The organism is Streptomyces sp. Je 1-332 (assembly GCF_040730185.1).
In the GTDB taxonomy this organism is placed as follows: Bacteria; Actinomycetota; Actinomycetes; order Streptomycetales; family Streptomycetaceae; genus Streptomyces.
The window spans coordinates 91,127-106,040 of the sequence record NZ_CP160402.1; the positions used below are offsets into that span (position 1 = coordinate 91,127).

Below are 14,914 nucleotides of genomic sequence, written 5' to 3' on the forward strand. Positions count from 1 at the left end.
CACCAGGTTATAAAAGCAGGTATTGGTAGGTGCCGCGGTGCCCGCGGATCCTGAAGGCATGACCAGTACCCAGCTCGCTTTTCTCGTTGTCACCCTGCTCACCGTCGCCGTCAACGTCGGTATCGCCGCCGCCGACCTTGCCGGGGCGCGCTTCGTGCTGGCCAACTCGGCGGAGGTAGGTGTCCCCCGGTCCTGGCTGCCCCGGCTGGCCACCCTCAAGCTGGCTGGCGCGGCGGGCCTCCTCCTCGGCCTCGTCGACGCCGCACTGCGCCCCCTCGCCGCGGCTGCGGCCGGCGGTCTCGCCCTGCTCTATCTAGGCGCGCTTGCCTTCCACCTGCGCGCCCGCGTGCTCTACAACCTCGCCTTCCCCGGTTTCTATTTCGCCACCGCCGTCGCCTCGCTGGCCTTGACGGTGTCCTCTTGATGGCAGCACCACTCAATGTTCGACGAGAACGCTCGACCTTCGCTGCGACAGGTCAGCAGGAGCCGGAGCCACCGTTGCCGACAAGGTGGGTCACTTGGTGAGGCGACCGGTGCAGGCGACGGTGCCGAGCCAGTGGGCGCTGAGCTTGGGGTGCGGGTGAGGGTTTCACGGTCGACGACAACCTCCTCCTTCTGAGCCCCACCCGCCGGTCAGACCGTACTGAGCGGGTGGGCCGCCGTGGCAGAGCGTGGGGGCCAGGCGCGGGGGGCGAGGATACCCAGGACATAGGCGCGGGCGACCAGGGCGGGGCGGGTGGCGGCTCCCAGGGCCTGCCGCAGGCGGCTGAGGTGGTAGTCGACCGTCTGCCTGGACAGCTTCAGCGAGGCGGCGATGTCACTGTTGCTGCTGCCCTCCGCCAGGAGGGACAGGATGCGGACCTGCGCGGCGGTGAGCGGCGGATGGGCCTCGTGGGCGAGGCTCTGGTGGGTGATGACCGCCCAGACGTGCCGGGCACGGGCAGTGGAGTGGCCGACGGTCGTCAGGTGGAGCCGCGCGCGGCGTTGTAGCCCCTGGCTGTCGACGAGCACGGCGGATGTCTCCATCCGTCTGGTGCGGCGCGCTATCAGACCGTTCCATCTGCGGTGCAGCCGGTCGAGGTCGGGGGCGGAGGCGGGGGCGAGCAGCGTGTGCGCGCGGCGGCCCACCAGGTCGGGCAGGCCGAGGTGGAACAGGTCGGCGGCCGCCGCGCTCGCCTCGATCACGCGTCCGTCGGCGGAGAGCAGTGCGCAGGGCAGGCCGCTGTGGTCGCGCAACGCCTGTAGGTTCTCCTCCGCCTCCTGCCGTTGGACCATGGCACGGAGGTGGTCCGTGATGTCCACGTAGATTCCGGCGACGCAGGTCTGCGTGTTCTCGCGCACGGGGAAACGGTGGCCGACCGCCTGACCGGCGCTGCCGTCCGGGCGGCGGTAGCCGAGGGTGTGGCGCACCTGCGTGCCCCGGGTGAGGATCTCCTGGTCGAGGGCGCGGAACTGGACGGCGTCGGCGGGGGCGTCGAAGTCCTCGATGCACTTGCCGGCGAGTTCTTCCGCAGTGGTGCCGTAGAGGTGCGCGTAGGCGTGGTTGGCCCACAGGTAGCGTCCGTCCCGGTCCCGGATGAAGGCGGCGGCCGGGGCGCGGTCGATGAGGTCGGCGAAGGCCGCGTACCGGCGCGGGACTTCGGGGTGTGCGTCGACCTCCACGGCGAGGCCGCGCGTGGGACTGTGGGCGCGGTTCTCGTCCAGGGGCCAGCTCACGTCGAAGGTGCGGCCGTCGAACCGGGCCTGCCAGCGGCCCTCCTCGGGCGGGCGGTGCCCCGGGGCCGAACGTTCCTGCTGCAGCCGTTCCAGGAAGCGCTGCGCCGTGCCGGTGTCAGCGAAGGCGCCGCCTCCTCTCTCCAGCACCTGCCACGGCTCGTCGACCTCCCACCAGAACACGGGAAGGTCCTCGAGAAGTGCCTTGAGGCCGGAATCGTCCACAGCGTTCTCTCCATCCGTATACAGCTGGTTGACGCACAGTCATCACGCGAGGCGTATCCCGTCCTGGTCCCGCGCATGCTCGGTTCTCGGCCGAAGTGGGGGCTACCCGCGGGGAATCGCGGGCAGCCAGCGATCCCTCGCGGAGCACGAGGTCGCCCAACACGGCCTGCGACTCAGGCATTTGCCTGAGTCGCGGGCGCCCCTGATGGCGTTCGCGGGTACCTGCCGACTGGTCCCCTTGAGTGTGCGGGTGAACACTCCCTGCAACGTACGCCCGGTGATCCGCCCTGGTCTACGCGCGTCACCGCTCCGTGCGACACCACGCCCCGTACCAACCGGATGGATGGAGACGAACTTCAGTGAGCACGGTGCTGTTAGTGCATGCCAAGGGTGGTCCGCCGCTCGGTCACGTCCTGTCCCGGACGGCCGCGCGGGCGGAAGTGCACCTGCTGACGCTCAGCGCTCTTCCTCCCGTGGCGGCGGACACCGCCCGGACACTGTGCGCGTCGGTGGTGACGCCCACCGATGCGCAGCGCTCCGACCTGGTGTCACTGATCGTCTCGCAGGCCGAGGCCGTGGGCGCGAACGCGGTGTTCACCTGCTCCGAGTATGCGGTCGTGGCGGTCGCCGAGGCGTGCGAGGCGCTCGGTCTGACGGGGGCGGGCAGCGCCGCCGCTCTCGCCCGTGACAAGCGTCTGATGCGGCGCACATGGCAGGAACACGGCCTGCCGCAGCCCGAGTTCCGGCCGGTCGCCACGGAGGCGGACCTGCACGAGGCGGCCGTTCACCTGCCCTTCCCGCTGCTCCTCAAGGCGGCCTGGAGCGCGGGGTCCACCGCGCACCAGATCATCCGCTCCCCCCACGAGGTGTCCGCCGCCTGGCGTCGATCGCGTGAAGTGATGGCCGAATCAGCCCTGTTGGGGTACGCGGAGCTTCATGTCGCCGAGGCCGAAGCGGACTTCGTGGTCGAGCAGATCGTGACGGGTACCGCTTCGCACTGGTTCGACGAGCCTGGCTGGGGCGATTACGTCAGTGTCGAGGGGATCGTGGCGGACGGCGTGTTCCGTCCGGTCTGCCTGAGCGGCCGGATGCCCACGGTCGAGCCGTTCACCGAACGCGCGGGGATCACCCCCGCCCTGCTGTCCCAGGACGCCCAGGACCGGATCGTGGCTCTGGCCCGTGAATCCGTCGACGCTCTCGGCCTGCGCGACTGCGGAATCCACACCGAGATCAAGCTCGGTGTGGACGGCAGCATGTGGCTGATCGAGACGGCTGCCCGATTCGGCGGCGCGATGACGGTGCCGCAGGTCGAGGAGGTGTTCGGGCTCGACCTGATCGGCATGCTCGTCGACCATCTTCTCGGCCGCCCCGTCGCGTGGCCCGAGCAGGCTCTCACCCCGGCGCAGGCACACGGCGCGGCGGGCTCCCTCGTGGTCCTCGCGGTCGACGGCAAGGGCGAAGCCTGGCAGGACCGCAAGATCTGGGACTTCGCAGCGGTAGCGGCGAACGTGCCGCTCGGAGGGGGCAGCGAGCTGTCGGTGGTCGCGGAAAGCTCGCTCGCCGACGGCAGCGTCGTGCCGGTCTACGATCCGGCCGCGGGCGCCAACACCATGGCGGCTCTGTGCCTGCTGTCCGCCACCGACGCGCGGGCGGTGCTCCGCGACTTCGAAACGCTGGTGGACGCCCTGCCCCTGACCCTGCCCACCGCGCGGCCCGAGGCGGTTTCCCGATGACCGACCAGCTGCTGACCGGCTCCGCCGGGCCTGCCACGGACCGCACGGTCGTCGGCGAGAACCTCTCCCTTCCGCTCTTCCGCACCCTCTCGGGCGTCCTGGCCGGTCATCCGTACCTCAAGGTCGTCGTCGACCGCGTCGAAAACACCTGGCACCTGCTCGACACCGCCGCGCACCCCTTCCACGTCAACTACATCGCCACCCGCGTCCTGGGCATGGAACTCGCCGCACTGGACGCGGATCTCGACGCGTTCAACGCCTCCGTCTACATGGACCCCGAACGCCGCTTCCTCCTCGGCGTGCTGTCCCTGCACACCGAGCAGGACCCGGAGGGCCGCGAACGCACCTTCCTCGTCCTGGAGACGACCGAGGCCGACACCATGCACGGTGAACTCCTCGCGTACTTCCACCAGTTCGTACGCGCACGCGTCGACGGCAGACTGCCCGTGCTCCTCAAGCCCGCCAACCACGGGCAGGAGGAGGAACTGGCGGCGATCAGCGAACTGCTCGTGCCGCGCATCCTGAGCCACGAGCTCTTCGGCTCCAGGACCCGAACGCCGCTCAACCCCGGCGAGGCCACCGGGCGGTTGCGGTACTTCCGTACGCACGAGGAGTACGCGGCGGCGGAGGCCGGGCTCGGCTGGGCGGACATCGTGGCCATGCCGTGCCTGCCGGACGACGTTCCCCGGGTGGCCGGATTCCTCAACACCGCCCCGATCACCCCGCTTTCGCACACCAACGTCCTCGCCTCCGGCTGGGGCATACCCAACGCCATCGTGCGCGACCTGGAACAGCTCGTCGAGAAGGACCAACTGAACGGCGCATGGGTGCGCTACCGGGTGCGCGAGGACGAGATCTCCCTGGAACGGCTCGACCATGAGCCGGCCCTGCAGGCTCCGGCCTGGCACCAGCAACGCATACGCCTCGAACCACCCCTGCTGGAGGACGCCCCCGTCCTGGCCCTGCACCGGCTGCGCAGCACCGACCGGGACCGGTACGGCACCAAGGCGGCCAACCTCGGCGAGCTGCACCACGTACTCGACAGCCGTACGGCCGACCTGACCACCTTCTACGGCCGGCCCCGTCCGCCGCGCGAGGACCTCTACGGGCACCTCGCGGCGCGCCTGGGCCTGCACACACCCTCCCCGGCCGAACTGCGCGCCGGTGCGGCCGACTTCGTGGCCACGACGGTCGGCGCCCCGGAGGGTGTCGCGCTCCCCTTCGCACTCCAGCAGCACTTCCTTGCCTCCTCCCCCGCGCTACAGCAAGGCATCGGCAAGCTCAAGATGGCACTGGAACTCGACGCCACCGACGTCCTGGACTCCCTCTGCCTGCAACTCCAGCACCTGATCCGGAACACTCCCGTCCCCGAGTCGGTCACCCGGCAGATCAACCAGGCGCTCCCCGCCGCCGCGGCCTCGCGCCGGCGCCTGGTGGTGCGCTCCTCGTCCAACGCCGAGGACCTTCCGGGCTTCTCCGCGGCGGGCGTCTACGACTCCGTCACCACCGTCCACGGCACCGGCGAACTCATGGAAGCCGTACGCCAGGTGTGGGCCTCCGTGGTGTCACCCCGCAGCGTGCGACTGCGCCACCAGGTCGGCATCTCCCTGGACGACACCTACATGGGCGTGATCATCCAGGAGTACGTGCCCGCCTCTCTGGGCGGTGTCCTGGTCACCTGCAACCCGACCCGCCGCGAGGACTTCCGCAACGTCTACCTCAACTGCTCCCCCGGATCCCCGGAGCAGGTGGTCGACGGCACGGTCATGCCACAGCAGTACCTGTACAACACGGTGGAGGGCGGGGGCCGCACCGTCGCCCTGGGTTCCGGGGGCGAAGCCCTTTCCACCGTCAGCCGCGCCCGGCTCGCCGACCTGTCCCTGACCGGGCGGCTGCTGCAGTCCCATTTCAGCGGGTCACACTCCGGTGGTTCGGAGGTGGACAAGCCGCTGGACATCGAGTGGCTGATGACCGAGCGGGGCGACTTCCGTCTGGTCCAGATCCGCCCGTACGCGCTGTGAGCGCGCGACGTGGGCGTCCGCGCACCGGCAAAGGGGCGGGCCACGGCCTGACGGACACCGCCCGCCGGATCATCCGCCTCAACTACGGCTTCCAGCTGCTGTTCAACTTGCTGTGGTGGATGCCGGTGTTCTATGCCTACCAGAAAGCAGCCGGGCTCTCGGACGGGCAGATCTTCGGCATCCAGAGCATCTACTACGTGGCCTTCTGCCTGTTCGAGATCCCGACCGGGCTGATAGCCGACCGCATCGGCACCCGCAACTGCCTGCGGGCCGGCGCGGTGGTCATGACGGCGGCCAACCTGGCTCCGGTGGTCAGCGCCTCGTACACCGGCTTCCTCGTCCACTTCCTCGCCATCGCCGCGGGCCGCTCGCTCACCTCGGGTGCGGCAAGCGCCTATCTGTACGACGGGTTGCAGGCCGAGCAGTGCGACGAGCATTACCTGAAGGCAGAGGGCACCGCGCGGGCCCTGGGGCTTGCGGCCAAGGTCGTGTGCTGGCCGCTGGTGGGGCCCTTGATGTCCGCCGCCCATGCGGCCCCCTACGTCCTCAGTGCCGCCAGCGCGGCGGGTTCCCTCGCCTGTGCCGTCGCGCTGCCCCGGCTTGCCGGAGCGGACGGCGGCACCGGGAAAGCGGCCGAGCGGACGAACGGCGGGCGCAGAAGCGGCGACTTTCTGCGCGACGCGGGCTCCGCTCTGCGCTGCGTCGCCTCCTCACGGTGGCTGGCCCTGGTGATGGTGCAGGGCGTGGCGGTCTTCACGCTGTCCCGCATCTGCCAGGTCAACCTCTTCCAGCCGATCCTGCTGGACCACGGCATCGCGGAGACCTCGCACGGCGGAGTGCTTGCTGCGATGACGGTGGCGGAGGCGGTGACCTCGGCCCGCCCCCAGTGGCTCAGCCGTCGCCTGACCCCGGTCGCCTGGGTCTCGGTCCTCAGCCTCGTGCTCGCGGCCACCCTTGCGGCCATGACACTCGGCGGCCCCTGGGCCGTGGTCACACTGCTCTGCCTCTTCGCCGCCGCCGCCGGCTTCGCGTACCCGGTTCAGCGCAAACTCGTGAACGACGCGGTGCCCGCACACGCCCCGCGCGCCACGCTCCTCTCGGTCGAGAGCACCGTGGACCGTGCGGTGTGCGCACTGGCCGCGGTGGCCGCGGGCGCCTATCTTTCGGCGGGACACCTGGACGCCCTGCTGTGGCACAGCGCGCTCGCGACGGCGGTGCTGCTCGGAGCCTTCCAACTGATGCTGCGCAGCGGGGTGGTGAAGCGGGGCCCGGTGGCCGCGGCCCCGGGAGCACCTTCGGCCCCGACCGGGAGTGCGGACACGACGGACGCGGACACGTGCGCCCCGACCGCCTGCACTGCCCCGGCGACGGAACCCGGCAGGGATGCCCTGCACGACGCGGGCGACGCGGACCGGCTGACCGGAGGTGGAGGCCGCAGGCCCCGGGGCTGACACGCAGCCGCGGAGGGGACCTCCGCCTCCCCCGCTGCCGTACACACCCGCGAACAGTGCGTCCGGCAGCGGGGACACGCTCCACGCTCCTCATGAACTTCGGTCAGCGGGAGCGGTCGCCGAGGAACTCGATCAGCCGGACCGGGAAAAACGCGGGCCGGTGGGGCCGGGCGACCTGGTACGCCACGTAGCCGAGCGATGCCGCAACATGGGTCTCCTCGGCCGTCTCCGCCTGGTAGACGACCCGGCAGCGGCCCGAGTCACCCTTCGCGCGCTGCCAGAGGGCGGGAGCCGGTTTGCGTTCCGCTTCCGTCCGGGGGGTGTAGATCCGGTCACCGAAGTCCTTCCAGGCGAAGGGCGCGGAGCCCACCCACGTGGCATCGACCTCCTTCTTCAGCCTGGCGGCACGCTCCTCGTCGGTCGTGCCCCAGGAGGACGGGACATTGGTGATCAGGCCGATGCTGATGTGGCGTTCGCGCAGGGCTCGCAGATAGGTGGCCGCACCGGCCTGATAGCTGGTGCTGCCGTCCTCGGCGGTGTGCACGAGGGTCTCGCCCAGGTCGAAGTACACGATGGGGCAGTCACGTTCGGCGCTCAGCCGCGCGACCGAGGACGTCGCCGTGGCGCCGCTCGCGTCCGCGGGCACAGCCACACTCGCCGTGGCGCAGAGCATGGTCGACGCCAGGGCCGCACCGAGCGTGATGCTCGTGCGGACCGAGCCCTTGGAGGCGGATCTGTACATGGCGTCGTCGCCCTTCTCCTGGCGCACCACGAGGGTGCGCTTATGTCCAGTCCATGACAGGCAGTTGCCGCATTCCATGCGTTCCATGCCGTCGGCTGCCTGTCTGGAAGTTCCCTCAACGCTTCGGCGGTCTACCCCGCTCTACCCGTGAACACCACGTGTCACTCGGCTCCCAGACACCGCCCTTGAATCCCACGTGATCGCGTCGCGTGACCGCATCCGCCTCTCGGTCGTCACGAAGCCGCCATGAGCTTGTCACGTACGGGCTGGAATGGCGGTCGCGCGACGGACGGTTGTGGTGAGTATGACCATCGGAGTAGCGCTCTCACTTCAGAACCGAGTCGACAGCACGGTGCAACTCGCGCGGGAGGCCCACGAGGCCGGACTGCGCTCCGCGTGGTTCGGCCAGACCTTCGCGTACGACTCCCCCATGCTCGCCGCGATCGTCGGCCGCGCGGTGCCGGGACTCCACGTCGGCACCGCGGCGATCCCGGTCTTCGGCCGTCACCCCCTGCCTGTCTCCAGCCAGGCCCAGACGGCCCAGGCCGCGACCGGCGGCCGCTGCCACCTGGGCCTCGCGCTCGGAACGAAACAGCTGACAGAAGCGGCCTTCGGCATCCCGCACGAACGCCCCATCGGCCGACTCCGCGAATTCCTCACCGCTTTGCGCCAGTTGCTGGAGACGGGCACCGCCGATTTCCACGGCGAGCTGCTCACCGCCACCACGCCCCTGTCTGCACAGGTGCCCGGCGCCGATCCCCCGGTGCCGATCCTGGTGGCCGCCATGGGCCCCCAGGCACTGCGTGTCTCGGGTGAACTCGCGGACGGCATCCTGCCGTTGCTGGCCGGCCCGCGCGCGCTGGCCGAGCACATCGTCCCGGCCGTCAACGCCGCGGCCGAAGCCGCCGGCCGACCCGCTCCCCGGATCGTGGCCTTCGTGCCCGGCGTCGTCACCGCCGATGCCGAGACGGTACGGGATACCGCGACCGCGGCTCTCTCGTTCTACGAGCAGTTTCCCTCCTACCAGCGTGTCATCGAGCTCTCCGGCGCCACCCGAGCCGCCGACCTGGCTGTCATCGGCGACGAGGAGCATGTCGCCGCCGAGGTGCACCGGTACAGAGAAGCCGGGGCGACCGAGGTGGTGTTCACGTCGACGGAGCTCGGCGGCCAGGCGGACCGCCGTCGTACGTGGAAACTGCTCGGGGAGCTGGCGAGCGCCTGAGGCGCTCCGATGGGCCTACCCGCTCAGCCGGCGTCGGCCGGGCGGGAGCCGGGAGCGTGCCCCGGCAGCGCGATGCCTTTCAAGTAGCGGAACGTGCCGCGTGCCAGATGATGCGCATGCCATGGCCACCGGGGTCGTTGCCCTCAGGGACACACCTGCGCCACTCAGGGGGGCGGCGTCTCCCCGAGGGGCACGTTTTCCCCGAAGAAGACAACGTCCGTGCTTGAGAACTCCGTCGCCACAGGTCGAACACGCCACCACCCGGAACTCGCAAACCGCTTCGTCGGGCACGTCGACGTCACAAGTCCCCTGGGGGCTCGGTGGAATTGAGGGGGCCGGGCGCGGCGGCGTCATGAATCGTGCACAGGCGGGCGGTCACCACCATGCGCTGGTTCCGCGAAGGGCCCCACCAGCCCGCCCTGCGCTGAGGCTCGCGCTGCACGCGGCCTGCCCTGCCCAGCCGCGTCCGTCGCGGAATTCACCGGCGGTCGCTAGTGTCGGCCCATGTCCAGTCCTGGAGATGTGCCGCCGGAGATCCTGAACCGGTTGCGGTCGATCTGTCGACAGCTGCCCGAGGCGTACGAGGAACCAGCCTGGATCGGCGTGCGCTGGCGGATCCGTACGCGGACGTTCGCCCATGTCTACACGCCGGACGTGGATCGCCACCCGCTCTACTCCTCGTATGCAGCCGCGGATCAGGAGCCGGTCGTGATGACCTTCCGGGTGCCCGCCGACGACCTGCTCGGCCTGACCGCCGGTGGGTTCCCGTTCCTCCGTGCCGGCTGGGGCCACAACGTCGTCGCCGCCGTCCTCGGTGACCACACCGACTGGACCGAGCTTGCCGAACTGATCACCGACAGCTACCGCGAGATGGCCCCGAAGTTCCTCGCCGCCCAGGTCCCCCTCCTGCCACCGATCAGCTGACTGACGGGAACCCGGCCGCCCGCCACACCACGCACTGCGCGTGGACCTTGGGTCACCACGACACCCCGAGACGCGGGTGACCCGACCATCCGATACAGCACGGCACCACCGAGTTGTGGTCACAGCATTCGGTCGACCAGCCCGTCGACGTAGTCCGGGGTGAGCTCCATGCCGAACAGGACGCGGATGTACATCGGGGCAAGGCAGCTCGCGCCTCACCACCCGCTGGTACGACCACCAGCAACACCCCACCCACCGCTGGCACACCCGCCTGACTGCCCGGACCCGAAGTCGAACTTCAAGGGCAATAGCCGCCAGGCGCTGCCCTGGTGCAGGAACCACAGGATGCCCTGCAGACTCCTTTTACGATCCCTTACCGGAACTACCGCCTATTTCTCCTCACCAATCCGATGATCATAATAATTGCCAAAATGACCACTACAGCCACAGCGGCCACTTGACCCGCCACCGGCCAGCTCTGCCCGTTTCCACCCTTTGCTATCAAAATTTCCATACGAATCTCCCAATTTCTTGCACATGTAGCCGATCGATATTCCGCGTATTGTGGACCAATTCTGACAGGCCCACAATACGCGGTGAAATATGCGCTTTTCTCAGTTGAGGCTCACCAGGTGTATTTCACCTTCGCGCTGCATCCGGGCTTAGCGCTGTACTGCGTGCTCGCGCCGAGACTCGTGTCACCGTCCGTACTGGCAGCTGCCCGCAGGTTTCCGGCAGAGCACTCAACCTCGCCCGAGGGGCCGGCGTTGGCATCTCCGGCGGACTGGTCAGCTGTGTAGTTGACCCCGGGAGTGCCAGCTCCCGCAGAAACACTGGGGTGGAAGGAGCCATCGTCGTTGATGGAAAGGCCACCACCGACACATCCGCCGAACATGCAGACTTCGAGACTGCCGCTGGACGCCAGCCCACTCGGGTCGATGCGGTTGACCGGGTCGCCCGAGGCGTAGAGGTAGGGGTTCTGTTCCTGGCCTGAGGGGTCAGGGCTGTTGAAACGGCCGATGTTGGGGTCGTAGTAGCGGGCCTGGTTGTGGTAGAGCCCGGTCGGGTCCTGATAGCTGCCAGCGAACCGATAGGGCTGGAGGATCTTTTCGCTGCTCGTAGAGCGGGTGACGCCGCGAGGACTGTAGGCATACGAATTCACCTTCGTGCCGGATTCGTCGGCGGTCGCGACGACGGAGCCGAGGGCGTCGGTGAGGTAGTAGTCCGCCTTTCCGTCCCGGGTCATGGAGTTGAGTGTGCCCTCCGGTTCCCGGTTGAAGCCTGTGTCCACACCGGCAGTTGACGTGGCCGACAGGCCGATCGGGCCGTTGTGGAAGTAGGTGTCGCCGAGCTTGACGCGCTCGCTCTGGTCGGTCGAGCCGTACTGGCCCTCATACGTCTTGCCGCCCACCGTCAGGGAGGTGAGCTGGCTGTGATCCGACCACTTCTCGCCCGTGCGGGTGCCTTCTGGTGTCGGGGCCGCGGCGGTCTCGTGGCCCTCCCGGTCGTAGGACCAGTTGGTGGCCGAGCCGTTCTTCGCGGTGATCTGCTGGGCGTCGTTGATCGTATAGGTGGTGCCGCGGGGGCAGCCTTTTTCCGTGCCCTGGCTGGTGAGGTTGCCGGCCAGGTCGTAGCAGTACTGCCAGGACTCGTTCAGCGTGGAGCCCTTGTTCTCCGCCGCGTAGGAGAAGCGGCCCGCCCCGTCATAGCTGTAGGTCGTCTTCAGCCCGGTCACCGCGTCGGTCTTGGTGCGGATCTTGTTGCCGTCGGTCGTGGCACCGGTGCCGTAGCCGTAGGTGTAGGCGAGGTCGACCAGCGTGCCCTTGCTGGATGTTGCCCTGATCTTCTCGGGGCGGCTGGACTTGTCGACGTCGACCTTCTGCACCGTGCCGCCGGGGTAGGCGGTCTCCGTGCGGACGTCGTTGTTGTTGTACTTGTACTCCGTCACCCGGCCCTGCGGGTCCTTGAGCTCCTTGAGCTTGTTGACCTCGTTCCAGGTGTAGTCGACCTTCCCGGCCGGGTCCTGGTAGAAGTCGACATTGCCGGCCGCGGTGTAGGCGAGCAGGGTTTGTGAGCCGTCCTGGAGGGTGCGGACGGTTTCGCGTTGGAGCGGGTCGAACTGGTACTTGATGGTGCCGGTGTTGTCGTCGCGCTGGCGCAGGTTGCCGTCGTCGTCGTAGTAGTAGCGGACCGTGTCGTTGGTGGTGGAGACGGTCTTGATGCGGTCCAGATGGTCGTAGGTGAAGACCTTCTTGATGCCGCGGCCATCGGTCAGGGTCTCGGTGCGGCCCAGGCTGTCGTACGTGTAGGTCGTCTCCCCCAGCGGCCCCGGCGGGCTCACCTTGGTCAGGTTGCCCTTGCCGTCATAGGTGAAGGACGTCTTCACCGTCTTGGACGCCGACATCTTCGTCTCGGTCGCACACCGCTGGCCCTCGAAACCACCGCAGTTGGGCGTGGCCGGGTTATAGGTGTAGGAAACGTTGCCGCCGCCGGTGCCGGTCTGGGCGACCGATTTGGTGTTGCCCGCGGTGTCATAGGTGTAGCTGGTCTTCTCACCGTCGGCGTTGGTGGAGTCCTTGGGCACATCCCCGCCGGCGATCGTCTGCCAGCTCGTGGCCGACTTCCCACCGGTCGGGGACTTGACGCTCTCGAGGTTGTTGCGGGTGTTGAACCCGTAGTCGGACACGTTGCCCGGGGTCGTACCCGACCCCATCGCGTCGGTAGCCGTGTCCACGTTGTGGTTGGCGTCGAACTTCGTCGACCGCTTGTGCCCCAGAGCGTCGGTGACCTCGTCGACCTGGCCATCCTTGTCGTGCTTGTAGCTGGTGGCGTGCTGTTCGGGATCGGTGACCTTCGTCGTGCCCGCCGCCGTCGGCGAGGCGGCGTCGTACTCATACGTCCACGTCGGCCCCGTGTGGCCGGAGCCGTTGAACTCCGTGGCCCGCAGCATGGACGTGACGCGGTTGGCGCTGTCATAGGTGAAGACGGTGACCCGCTTCTCCGCTGTGGTGATCTTTGTCAGGCGGCGTGAGGAGTCGTAGTCGAAGGTGGTGGTCTTGCCCTCGGCGTTCGTGGTCTTGTGCAGGTTGCCGGCGGGGTCGAGGTCGAAGACCGCGGTGCGGCCCGCGTGGTCCTTGGCCTGCCACTGCGAGGCGTCGGTCTTGACCAGGTCGATCCACCGGCCGGATCGGGTCTCGGTCAGCTTGAAGCCCTTGTGCTCGCCGCCCTCATCGTGCTGGGCGATCGTGATGGCGCCCTTGTTCTTGTCAGTGACCTTGGTCAGCGTGCCATCAGCGTTGTAGGTGTCCTTGGATGAGGACTTCCAGTTGGTGACGGTATAGGTGCCGTCCGCGTTCTTCTTCAGCTCCTTGGAGTAGCCCTTGGGCGTGGTGAAGGTGCCATCAGCCTGCTTGCTGAAGCGCAGGCTGTCACCCGAGGCGTCATAGAGGACGACTTCACCGTCGAGGACCTGGAGGTAACGCTCATACTGCTGCCACCAGCGTTGGGAGACCTTGCCCCACGGCGCGTCCAGTGAGTTGTAGGTGCGCGACAGGCTCAGAGTCTGGCCCACCCCGGCGATCTCGAAGTCGGTCGCGGTCAGCATCAGGTTGCCGGTCGAGTAGTCGACCCGGGCCGTCAGTGCGTCGGTGATCGCGAAGTTGCTGATGCGGTGCCAGGGCACATTGCCCTGCCTCTCGGGCACGTAGTCGCTGGGTGCCGCACGACCGGACCGGCCGGTACTGTCACCGCCCTGGGCGCGTTTCTTCTGCTCGGCCCGCCACGCGGCCACCTCAGCGGTGGGCGTGCGCTCGGCCTGCGGTGCGACCGGGTCGTTGTCCCCGACCTTCACCGGCGGCATCGTGAACGACGGAGCGTCCTGGCCCCACGCCGAACCCGGATCATCCGCCGCAGCCGCCACACCGGCGACCGGCAGCAACGACAACGTCAGGGCACCGGAAGCAACAACTGCCGCCGTCGCCAGGCTGGTTCTGTTCCGAGCACGCGAAAAACGCGCGCCGAAGGCACGTCTGATCAAGACTTCCCCCCACAGGAAGACATCCCGCAACCCCAACGGTCACGAGGAGCCCACAACCAACCACACAAGCCACACAAGTTGACTGGCGGTAGCCCCGATCCCTTCCGGTAAACGTCCAGGAATAAGCCCCTCCCCATAACGCCACCGCGGGGAGACATACGCAGCGCAGAGACAGTTTCCGGTTGGTCATTTGCGAACACGATCTGCTTTCACCCGGCAAACGTGGCGTGAAAGGGACGGTTAAAACCAGACCCGAAACGGGAGCGCCGCTGCGGCAGCACATCCTGATCGGACCTGACCCCACGTCCCCGCACAGCGCGTGGACTCACGCTCCTGCCGGTTGCTCTCCCGCCGGCCGGCGGCTTCCGCGCCAGTCGCACCGCTCGTCCCACACCGGTAAGGGCCGTGCCCTCTTCGGGGTCCCGACGCGGTCCAGCCCGCCGCCCTTGCCGCACCGCCATGGACCGTCTGAGGGACCGTCTGAGGGGCGCTGTGCGTCGTCAGGTCGACTTGGGGTGTACGCCGTGAACCGGCCGGCCCGCCAGTGCTTCGTCGACCTCGTGCTGAAAGTGCTCGAAGTTGGTCAGAGCGAACCATCCGCACGGCTCGACGCGCCCAGAGAGAGCGTTGTCGTTCTCGTCGACGTACCCCTCGTCGCTCGCGTCATAGAAGCAGTGCCCGAATCGATAACTTGCGTCGTCCAGCTGAAGGGCGAAGACGTCCCCAGCCACATGCTTGCGACGCTGGCCCCGAATCTTCATCAAAGGCATACAGGCAATCCTGCCGGAAGTCGCTCAAAAGTCGGGTCGCTCGAGGGAAGCTCGCAGCCGAGCCGACTCGAGACCGA

At 68.4% G+C, this 14,914-nt stretch carries 10 protein-coding genes and 1 pseudogene; 6 read left to right on the forward strand and 5 right to left on the reverse strand.

Annotation, left to right across the window (positions count from 1 at the left end; genetic code table 11):
- The first annotated feature begins 58 nt into the window (after positions 1-58).
- Entirely contained in the window at positions 59-424 is a 366-nt protein-coding gene (locus ABXJ52_RS00470) for a DoxX family protein (RefSeq protein WP_367038290.1), read from the forward strand.
- A gap of 209 nt (positions 425-633) precedes the next feature.
- Here the strand turns inward: ABXJ52_RS00470 and ABXJ52_RS00475 are convergent, their stop codons facing one another.
- Positions 634-1,938 (reverse strand): PAS domain S-box protein, encoded by a 1,305-nt coding sequence (locus ABXJ52_RS00475; protein ID WP_367038292.1) that lies wholly within the window; start codon positions 1,936-1,938, stop codon positions 634-636.
- A gap of 359 nt (positions 1,939-2,297) precedes the next feature.
- Here ABXJ52_RS00475 and ABXJ52_RS00480 point away from each other — a divergent pair, with 359 nt between their 5' ends.
- From ABXJ52_RS00480 to ABXJ52_RS00490, 3 genes are read left to right on the forward strand one after another with little or no spacing between them, the layout of a single operon-like run.
- Complete coding sequence (locus tag ABXJ52_RS00480; protein WP_367038294.1) at positions 2,298-3,671, forward strand: ATP-grasp domain-containing protein; 1,374 nt, start codon at positions 2,298-2,300, stop codon at positions 3,669-3,671.
- A complete protein-coding gene (locus ABXJ52_RS00485; protein ID WP_367038296.1) occupies positions 3,668-5,692 on the forward strand; it encodes a PEP/pyruvate-binding domain-containing protein in 2,025 nt (674 codons plus the stop codon). Before ABXJ52_RS00480 ends, ABXJ52_RS00485 begins: the two co-directional genes overlap by 4 nt.
- The gene (locus ABXJ52_RS00490) at positions 5,689-7,143 is read left to right on the forward strand and encodes an MFS transporter (protein ID WP_367038298.1); all 1,455 of its coding nucleotides are present in this window, start codon (positions 5,689-5,691) and stop codon (positions 7,141-7,143) included. Before ABXJ52_RS00485 ends, ABXJ52_RS00490 begins: the two co-directional genes overlap by 4 nt.
- 103 nt (positions 7,144-7,246) lie before the next feature.
- On the opposite strand, the gene ABXJ52_RS00495 is transcribed toward ABXJ52_RS00490, so the two are convergent.
- Positions 7,247-7,972, reverse strand: coding sequence for a hypothetical protein (locus tag ABXJ52_RS00495; protein WP_367038300.1), 726 nt, complete (start codon positions 7,970-7,972; stop codon positions 7,247-7,249).
- Positions 7,973-8,189: 217 nt separating this feature from the next.
- Here ABXJ52_RS00495 and ABXJ52_RS00500 point away from each other — a divergent pair, with 217 nt between their 5' ends.
- Positions 8,190-9,107, forward strand: coding sequence for an LLM class F420-dependent oxidoreductase (locus tag ABXJ52_RS00500; RefSeq protein WP_367038302.1), 918 nt, complete (start codon positions 8,190-8,192; stop codon positions 9,105-9,107).
- Between the two features lie 504 nt (positions 9,108-9,611).
- On the forward strand, positions 9,612-10,031 hold the full coding sequence (locus tag ABXJ52_RS00505) for an MmcQ/YjbR family DNA-binding protein (RefSeq protein WP_367038304.1): 420 nt from the start codon (positions 9,612-9,614) through the stop codon (positions 10,029-10,031).
- A 119-nt stretch (positions 10,032-10,150) separates the two neighbouring features.
- On the opposite strand, the pseudogene ABXJ52_RS00510 reads toward ABXJ52_RS00505, so the two are convergent.
- The 3 genes and pseudogenes from ABXJ52_RS00510 to ABXJ52_RS00520 all read right to left on the reverse strand — a co-directional run.
- A pseudogene (locus ABXJ52_RS00510) lies at positions 10,151-10,234 on the reverse strand (TetR family transcriptional regulator); the annotation flags it as partial.
- A gap of 422 nt (positions 10,235-10,656) precedes the next feature.
- Positions 10,657-13,890, reverse strand: a complete 3,234-nt coding sequence (locus tag ABXJ52_RS00515) for an RHS repeat-associated core domain-containing protein (RefSeq protein WP_367048712.1) — start codon at positions 13,888-13,890, stop codon at positions 10,657-10,659.
- A gap of 677 nt (positions 13,891-14,567) precedes the next feature.
- Complete coding sequence (locus ABXJ52_RS00520) at positions 14,568-14,837, reverse strand: hypothetical protein (RefSeq protein WP_367038306.1); 270 nt, start codon at positions 14,835-14,837, stop codon at positions 14,568-14,570.
- Positions 14,838-14,914 lie beyond the last annotated feature (77 nt).

Bases quoted from the DNA above. Each gene is read 5' to 3' on its own strand.
- ABXJ52_RS00495 (WP_367038300.1), bottom strand. From the start codon at position 7,972: ATGGAACGCATGGAATGCGGCAACTGCCTGTCATGGACTGGACATAAG.
- ABXJ52_RS00520 (WP_367038306.1), bottom strand. From the start codon at position 14,837: ATGCCTTTGATGAAGATTCGGGGCCAGCGTCGCAAGCATGTGGCTGGG.
- ABXJ52_RS00515 (WP_367048712.1), bottom strand. From the start codon at position 13,890: ATGCCGCCGGTGAAGGTCGGGGACAACGACCCGGTCGCACCGCAGGCC.
- ABXJ52_RS00470 (WP_367038290.1), top strand. From the start codon at position 59: ATGACCAGTACCCAGCTCGCTTTTCTCGTTGTCACCCTGCTCACCGTC.
- ABXJ52_RS00485 (WP_367038296.1), top strand. From the start codon at position 3,668: ATGACCGACCAGCTGCTGACCGGCTCCGCCGGGCCTGCCACGGACCGC.
- ABXJ52_RS00500 (WP_367038302.1), top strand. From the start codon at position 8,190: ATGACCATCGGAGTAGCGCTCTCACTTCAGAACCGAGTCGACAGCACG.
- ABXJ52_RS00505 (WP_367038304.1), top strand. From the start codon at position 9,612: ATGTCCAGTCCTGGAGATGTGCCGCCGGAGATCCTGAACCGGTTGCGG.